This window comes from Ottowia sp. (assembly GCF_035325765.1).
Taxonomy (GTDB): domain Bacteria; phylum Pseudomonadota; class Gammaproteobacteria; order Burkholderiales; family Burkholderiaceae_C; genus Ottowia.
Genome location: NZ_DAOKZG010000085.1, coordinates 1 through 6,467, shown reverse-complemented (window position 1 = coordinate 6,467; position 6,467 = coordinate 1). Strand labels below are relative to the sequence as shown.

Annotated in this window: 7 protein-coding genes and 1 pseudogene; 2 read left to right on the top strand and 6 right to left on the bottom strand. The window is 68.8% G+C overall.

Annotated features, from left to right (window positions below; genetic code table 11):
- The first annotated feature begins 80 nt into the window (after nt 1-80).
- A complete protein-coding gene (locus PKA16_RS15430; protein ID WP_324404515.1) occupies nt 81-641 on the top strand; it encodes a YaeQ family protein in 561 nt (186 codons plus the stop codon).
- Nucleotides 642-722: 81 nt separating this feature from the next.
- Nucleotides 723-1,094, top strand: coding sequence for a lysozyme inhibitor LprI family protein (locus tag PKA16_RS15425; RefSeq protein WP_324404513.1), 372 nt, complete (start codon nt 723-725; stop codon nt 1,092-1,094).
- A 280-nt stretch (nt 1,095-1,374) separates the two neighbouring features.
- Here the strand turns inward: PKA16_RS15425 and PKA16_RS15420 are convergent, their stop codons facing one another.
- From PKA16_RS15420 to PKA16_RS15395, 6 genes and pseudogenes are all read right to left on the bottom strand, one after another.
- Nucleotides 1,375-1,695 (bottom strand): DUF2007 domain-containing protein, encoded by a 321-nt coding sequence (locus tag PKA16_RS15420; protein WP_324404511.1) that lies wholly within the window; start codon nt 1,693-1,695, stop codon nt 1,375-1,377.
- Nucleotides 1,696-1,762: 67 nt separating this feature from the next.
- Nucleotides 1,763-1,942, bottom strand: a complete 180-nt coding sequence (locus PKA16_RS15415) for a hypothetical protein (RefSeq protein ID WP_324404509.1) — start codon at nt 1,940-1,942, stop codon at nt 1,763-1,765.
- A 65-nt stretch (nt 1,943-2,007) separates the two neighbouring features.
- Nucleotides 2,008-3,318, bottom strand: a complete 1,311-nt coding sequence (locus tag PKA16_RS15410; protein ID WP_324404507.1) for a short-chain fatty acid transporter — start codon at nt 3,316-3,318, stop codon at nt 2,008-2,010.
- Nucleotides 3,319-3,647: 329 nt separating this feature from the next.
- Nucleotides 3,648-4,865, bottom strand: coding sequence for an MFS transporter (locus PKA16_RS15405; protein WP_324404505.1), 1,218 nt, complete (start codon nt 4,863-4,865; stop codon nt 3,648-3,650).
- Nucleotides 4,866-5,050: 185 nt separating this feature from the next.
- Nucleotides 5,051-5,521 (bottom strand): peptidylprolyl isomerase, encoded by a 471-nt coding sequence (locus tag PKA16_RS15400; RefSeq protein WP_324404503.1) that lies wholly within the window; start codon nt 5,519-5,521, stop codon nt 5,051-5,053.
- Between the two features lie 109 nt (nt 5,522-5,630).
- Nucleotides 5,631-5,762: pseudogene (locus PKA16_RS15395) on the bottom strand (cyclic pyranopterin monophosphate synthase MoaC); the annotation flags it as partial.
- Nucleotides 5,763-6,467 lie beyond the last annotated feature (705 nt).

Genomic DNA, 6,467 nt, shown 5'->3' with positions numbered 1-6,467 from the left:
AGGCCGGGGTGGATCGCTCGAATTGGGTGGTGGCGTGAATTTTGCAGGGCCGACTAATTGAGGAAAAGCTGGAGCCTCCCATGGCCCTGAAATCCACCATCTTCAAGGCCGAGCTGCAGCTGGCCGACATCGACCACGGCTGCTACACCGACCTGCAGCTGACGCTGGCGCGGCATCCGAGCGAGACGGACGAGCGCATGATGGTGCGGCTGGCGGCGCTGGCGCTCAACGCCCACCAGGTGCAGGCTCTGTGCCAGGGCGACGGGCAGATCGGCTTTGGCGCCGGGCTGTCGAGCCCGGACGAGCCGGATGTGCTGCTGCGCGACTTCACCGGCCGCACGCGGCTCTGGGTCGAGGTGGGGCAGCCGGACGACAAGGCGCTGGCGCGCGCCTGCTCGAAGGCCGACGCGGTGGCGGTCTATGCCTACGGGCCGGCGGCCGAGGTCCGGTGGCGCGGCGCCCAGGACAAGCTGGCGCGGCTGCAGAAGCTCAGCGTGTGGCGCATCCCCGCAGCCGATGCGCAGGCGCTGGCACGGCTGGCCGAGCGCGGCATGCAGTTGCAGGCGACGGTGCAGGAGGGCCAGCTCACGCTGTCCAGTGCCGCCGCCAGCGTGACGCTGGAGCCACTGCGCTGGCAGTAGTGCCCGCGCGGCGGTCGGCGCGCCGGGGGTGGCGGCGCGATTAAGATGACGCACGCCGCGCGCCGCATCCGCAATCCCGTCATGAAACCCTGGATCCTCCTTGTCGCCTGCTGTCTCTCGGCCGCCGCCTGGGCCGGCGATGCCTGCGACCAGGCGCAGAGCGACTTCGACCGGTTCTCCTGCCTGCACAAGGCCAACCAGGCGGCCGAGCAGGCGCTGAACGCTAGCTACCAGGAGCTGATCTCGCTGCTGGACGCCGACGGCCGGGCGCGGCTGCGCAGTCACCAGCTGGCCTGGATCCGCACCCGCAACGCCCAGTGCTCGCAGCGCAAGGGCACCAGCCAGCTGATCGATCCGCGCTGCATGACGGAGGTGACGCAGGCGCGCACCCGGTTCCTGCAGGAGCGCATCGGCGAGTGCAAGGGCGCCGGCTGCCTCAACGACAAGCTCTAGTGCAGTGTTTCACGCTATCAGGCACTTATAAAAGCCAGAAAAAGGTTTGCAGCAAGGCGCGGTTCGCAGCCAATGCTGGCGGCCTTGGCAAGAACTGCAACGCCGCCGCGAGCCTTTTTCTGGCTTCCCGCAGGGCGAGCCGCCAAGGGGCCATCTGCTTTGTTGCGTGGCCTTGACATGGACCCACCATGCCTGCGGCCACGCGCCGCGCAGCTGGCCCCTTGGCGACTCGTTATAAGTACCTGATAGCGTGAAACACTGCACTAGGAGCGCGGGCCGGTCAGGCGTCGTCGTCGGTGGCGGGCATCCACGCGCCACACGACCAGCACTGCTCGAAGCCGCCCTCCACCAGTTCGCCGCAATGGGGGCAGCGCCAGCGGCGCTGCGGCAGGTGCGCGAGCTGGTGCAGCAGGTGGCGCGCGGCGGCTTCGTGCTCGGGGTGGCGCAGCCAGATTTCGGGCAGGCACTGGTCTGGCGGCACCTGCCCCGCGATGCTGGTCAGGTGCTGGCGCTCCACCGTGGCCGGGTAGCCGGCCTCGCACAGCAGGTCGGCCCAGATCTGGGCGATCGCGGTGTTGGGCGCGCGGGTCAGGCGGAACATGTTCCACTTATAAGCCCATTGCGCGGGCGGCGCATCCGGCGCCGCGGCACCGACGACGCGCGGCGCGTCAGCGCTTGCTGCGGCTGACGCCGGCGTCGACCGTGCCGTACACCGTGACGCCGGGCTGGGCCTGCGCGGCGTCGCCGCCGGGCGCCGTACCGGCGCAACCGGCCAGTGCCAGCAATGCGGCCATCCCGCCGGCGCACAGCAGCCGGCGCAGCAGGGTCGTGGAGGTCTTCTTCATCATCGGTCCAGTATGCCGCGGCGCCGCGCGCCCGGGCCGGTCCGGTGGTGAGCAAACGTACGGCGTCGTCAGATGAAGGCCAGCCCGATCGAGATCACCACGCCCATCACGAACAGCTGGATCAGGCAGAAGCCCATGATGTCCTTGGCCTTCAGGTTGGCGATGGCCAGCACCGGCAGCGCCCAGAACGGCTGCAGCATGTTGGTCCAGGAGTCGCCCCAGGCCACGGCCATGGCGGTGCGCGCCATGTCGGCGCCGAGCGCCTGCGCGGCCTCGATCACCACCGGCGCCTGCACCGCCCACTGGCCGCCGCCCGAAGGCACGAAGATGTTGACCAGGCCGGCGCTCATGAAGGTCCAGAACGGCAGGCTCTTGGCGCTGGCGAACGAGACGAACCACTCGGACAGCGTGGCCGCCAGCCCGGAGTTCAGCATGATCGCCATGATGCCCGCGTAGAACGGGAACTGCAGCACGATGCCGCCGGTGCCCTTGATGGCTTCCTCCAGGCTGTCCAGCAGGCGCCGCGGCGTGCCGTGCAGCACGATGGCGAGGAACAGGAAGCTGAAGTTGACGATGTTCAGATTGATGCCGCCCTGCTTGATCACGTAGTAGTGGAACATGTAGGCGAGGCCGGCGATGCCGATCAGCCCGGTGAGCAGGCGGCTCTGCTCGAGCTTGCCGGCGGGGGTGTCGGGCGTGGCGCCGACCGCGCGCGTTTCCGCCAGCAGCGTGGGGTCGACGAACACGCTTTCGTCCTCGCGCGGCATCATCAGCCGGTTCATCAGCGGCACGACGACGAACATGGCGATCACGATGGCGATGTTGAAGGCCGAGAAGATGGTCTGCGAGGTGGGAATGACGCCGATCTTGTCGGCCGTGAAGTGGCCCTCGGTGGCCACGGTGAGCGGGATCGAGCCCGCCAGTCCGCCGTGCCAGACGATGAAACCCGAGTAGGCGCTGGCGATCAGCAGGCGGTAGTCGACGCGCACCGAGCGCGCCACTTCCTTGGCGAAGATCGCGCCCACCACCAGCCCGAAGCCCCAGTTGATCCAGTTGGCCACCAGCGCCACCAGGGTGACGATGATGATCGCCGAGCCGGGCGAGCGCGCCAGCGTGGCGATGCGCGCGAGCAGCTTGTGCACCAGCGGCGTGAGCGCCAGCATGTAGCCCGTCACCAGCACCAGCACCATCTGCATGGTGAAGGGCAAGAGGCCCCAGAAGCCGTCGCCCCACATGATCACGACCTCCATCGGGCCGCGTCCTTCCACCCCCATGGCCGTGAAGCCGGCCACCAGCGTGAGCAGGATGACGAACAGGTACGGGTCGGGCAGCCAGCGCTCGACCAGACGCACGGAGAAGCGCGTCAATGCGTGGAACATGGTGGTATCTCCTCCAGAACGTGTTGTGGCGCGCCAGGCCGCCTTGGGCCCGGTGGCCGGGCCGATGCTGCCACAGACCGCGCGCGCCGGCCAGCGCCGGCACACTCGGCCGCCACTGCTGCCAGGCGTCCCGGGAGACCCCCATGACGCCCGCGGGGGCGGGCTTGGGGCCTGACGGCTTGCTCGTTGAACCTGAATCCGGCCGCGGGATGCGCCTGTCCGTGCCACCAGGGGCGTGCCAGACGCGGGCACGCGTGGACGGAGCCCCCTGGCCACGGGGTTGCGCGCCTGGGGGGGCGGGCGCGCCGCAGTACCGGGGATGCCTTGGTTCAGCCGCGCGGCAGCTTCCAGAAGGTGAACGCGCCGGCGAGCAGCAGGGTGCTCATCGTGAGCAGGGCGGCGGTGAAGGGCTCCAGCCCCAGGCGCGGCGCCAGGCTGGCGGCGAGGCCGCTGGCCGACTGCATCAACGACACGCCCAGGAACATCGCCATGGTGAGCAGCGACAGGGCGCGCCCGCGCAGCTCGGGCGGGTAGCTGGCATGCACGTAGCCGTGCTGCAGCACCATGTAGCCGGACAGCAGGCCGAAGCACACGGCCAGCGTGGCGTCCACCCAGGCCACGTGCACCAGCGCGATGGTCGCCACCAGCGCGGCCACGATCAGGGCCATGGTGATGAGCCAGCGCTGGCGCCCGCGCCCGCCCGGGGCGATGCGGCCGAACAGCGCCGGGCTGCCGATGCTGGCCACGGTCATGGCGAGCGCCACGTTGCCGCTGGCCACCAGCGAGAAGTCGAAGCGATCCACCAGCAGCGGCCCCAGCCATAGGCCGCGGATGGTGATGAAGGTGGCGTAGGCCACCAGCGCATAGGCGACGATGCCGCGTGTCTGCGGCAGCACAAACAGCGCCAGCAGCCCGCGCAGCGCGGCCAGCGGCGACGGGCGCGGCACCTGGTCATCGGCCGCGATGGGCGGCTCGTGCACGCGCCAGGCCACCAGCAGCCAGGTTGCCAGCGCGGCCAGCGCCAGCGCGCCGAAGCCCCAGCGCCAGGAGCTGCGCTCGATCAGCCAGGCCAGCGGCGTGGCGGTGAGCAGCATGCCCGTGTAGCCGATGCTCATCACGGTGCCCGAAATGGCGGTGAAGCGCTCCGGTGCGAAGTGCCGGCTGATGAACACCGTGCACACCAGGAAGGCGGGCGAGCAGCCGGTGCCGATCAGCAGCTGCCCGGCCATCAGCGCGCCATGGCTGCTGGCCTGCGACGACAGGGCGGCGCCCGCGATGGTGAGCGGGAACGCCAGCAGGATGGTGCGGCGCACGCCCCAGACATCGAGCGACACGCCCATCGCCACCTGCATCAGGCCAAAGGCGAAGTGGTAGACGGCCGACCAGTTGGCCAGTTGCTGCGCGTCGAGTCGCAACTCGTCGGCCAGCGGCGGCCCCATGATGGCGGCCAGCGAGCGAAATGCCTGGCTCAGCACGAAGGCGCAGGACAGCGCCAGCAGCATGCCCCAGGCCTGGCGCGCGGACAGGGGTGCGGCGGGCCCGGTCATGCCCAGGTGTTGGGGTGCGTTGGTGGCCCACCCCCTCGTGCGTCCTCGGCGACGCCTGCCACGCACTTGCTCCGGGGGTCGCGGAGCAGGCCATGCGCGGGCACCCGTGGCCGGGGTCTCCCTGGCCACTGGGTGCGTCCCCCGGTCAGGGGGAAGGCGCGCAGCGACATAGGGGGTGCTTCATTTCAATGCTGGTGCCCGTGCGCCCCATGCACGTGGCCGTGGGCGATCTCCTGCGCGGTGGCGGCGCGCACCGCCTTGACGACGGCGGCAAAGCGGACGTTTTCGCCGGCAAAGCGGTGGTTGCCGTCGAGATGCACCTCGGGGCCCTTGATCTTCAGCACGTTGTAGAGCACCGGCCCATGCGGCCCCGGGCCCTGCAGCTGGCCGCCGACCTTCACGCCGGGCGGGAACTCGCTCTTGTCGATGGTGCGCACCAGCGCCTCGTCGCGCTCGCCGTAGGCGTCGGCGGCGGCCAGGTCGATCTGCATCGCGTGGCCAACCGCCTGGCCTTCCAGCGCCGCCTCGGCCTTCGGGAACAGGTTGCCGTAGCCGCCGTGCAGATAGGCGGTGGTGCCCGATTCCAGCAGCTTGTCGGTGCCGGCCTGGGTGATCTTGTAGACCAGGGTGACGGCGGTGTCCTTGGTGATGTTCATGCGGGTGTCCGGGTGAGGAGTGGGGCGCGCGGCCGGGCCGGCGCGGCGCGCTTCCGACTCTACCGCGATTGCCATCCCCGCCGGCGCGACCGGGTCGGCGTCGGTGCCCTCAGCGCGGCGCCACGTAATGTCCCGACTTGCCGCCGCGCTTTTCCAACAGGCGCACGCCGGTGATGGTCATGCCGCGGTCCACCGCCTTGCACATGTCGTAGATCGTCAGCAGCGCGACCTACCGTAGAGCGAGGAACCGCCCTCCACGCACTCGAACATGAGGGTTCTGGCCAACGTGAGTTGGACAAAATTTGGACAAGCGCAGACCGACACTTGCCGGCGCCCATTCTACGCTCCTCGGTTGGCCGAACTGCAGCGCTGCCCCTCTACCGAGCAGAGGCGAAGGCAGGGTGTCGCGTGCTCCATTGGGTTCCACGTTCGCACTCAAGCGGGTCTTTGGTGACCAGTGGGGCTGACCTTCCCAGATTGCACTGTTCTAGGGTGGACGGTTGGTGAGGCGCTCCAATCGGCCGAAAAATTAAATGTCTGAACCCTATAAGTTAGATGTCTTCAACCACAAAATTAAATGTCTTGCATCGAAGTCAAGCGTCTATGTCCTATGTTTCCTGGAATGCCTAGTGCTGATCGGGAAACAGCATGACCTGGCCTCCGGTGCATCGTAGAAGCGTTTCCGGGTCGCAGTCATTCCAAGGAATGGAGAGTCGGTCTGCTTGGTGCGAGCTCCTCGTGCACCCCGCGAAACGGCGTGCGGCGACCCTCCCTGGGCCCAGGCAAAAAATGCCCAGGCCCGGAGGATCGCCGCACCGCATCACCACTCCATACCCATCAGGCGGCGCTGTATTTTTTTCACTTACCTTGCCGCGATTTGCGGCGGACTGGGGGATCGTGTCCCATCGCGTGGTGTAAGTCCCCAGCCCGGAGAGGCTTGAGACAC

Excerpts from the sequence above, each read along its gene's own strand:
- PKA16_RS15430 (WP_324404515.1), top strand. The coding sequence starts at position 81 with ATGGCCCTGAAATCCACCATCTTCAAGGCCGAGCTGCAGCTGGCCGAC.
- PKA16_RS15425 (WP_324404513.1), top strand. The coding sequence starts at position 723 with ATGAAACCCTGGATCCTCCTTGTCGCCTGCTGTCTCTCGGCCGCCGCC.
- PKA16_RS15420 (WP_324404511.1), bottom strand. The coding sequence starts at position 1,695 with ATGTTCCGCCTGACCCGCGCGCCCAACACCGCGATCGCCCAGATCTGG.
- PKA16_RS15415 (WP_324404509.1), bottom strand. The coding sequence starts at position 1,942 with ATGATGAAGAAGACCTCCACGACCCTGCTGCGCCGGCTGCTGTGCGCC.
- PKA16_RS15410 (WP_324404507.1), bottom strand. The coding sequence starts at position 3,318 with ATGTTCCACGCATTGACGCGCTTCTCCGTGCGTCTGGTCGAGCGCTGG.
- PKA16_RS15405 (WP_324404505.1), bottom strand. The coding sequence starts at position 4,865 with ATGACCGGGCCCGCCGCACCCCTGTCCGCGCGCCAGGCCTGGGGCATG.
- PKA16_RS15400 (WP_324404503.1), bottom strand. The coding sequence starts at position 5,521 with ATGAACATCACCAAGGACACCGCCGTCACCCTGGTCTACAAGATCACC.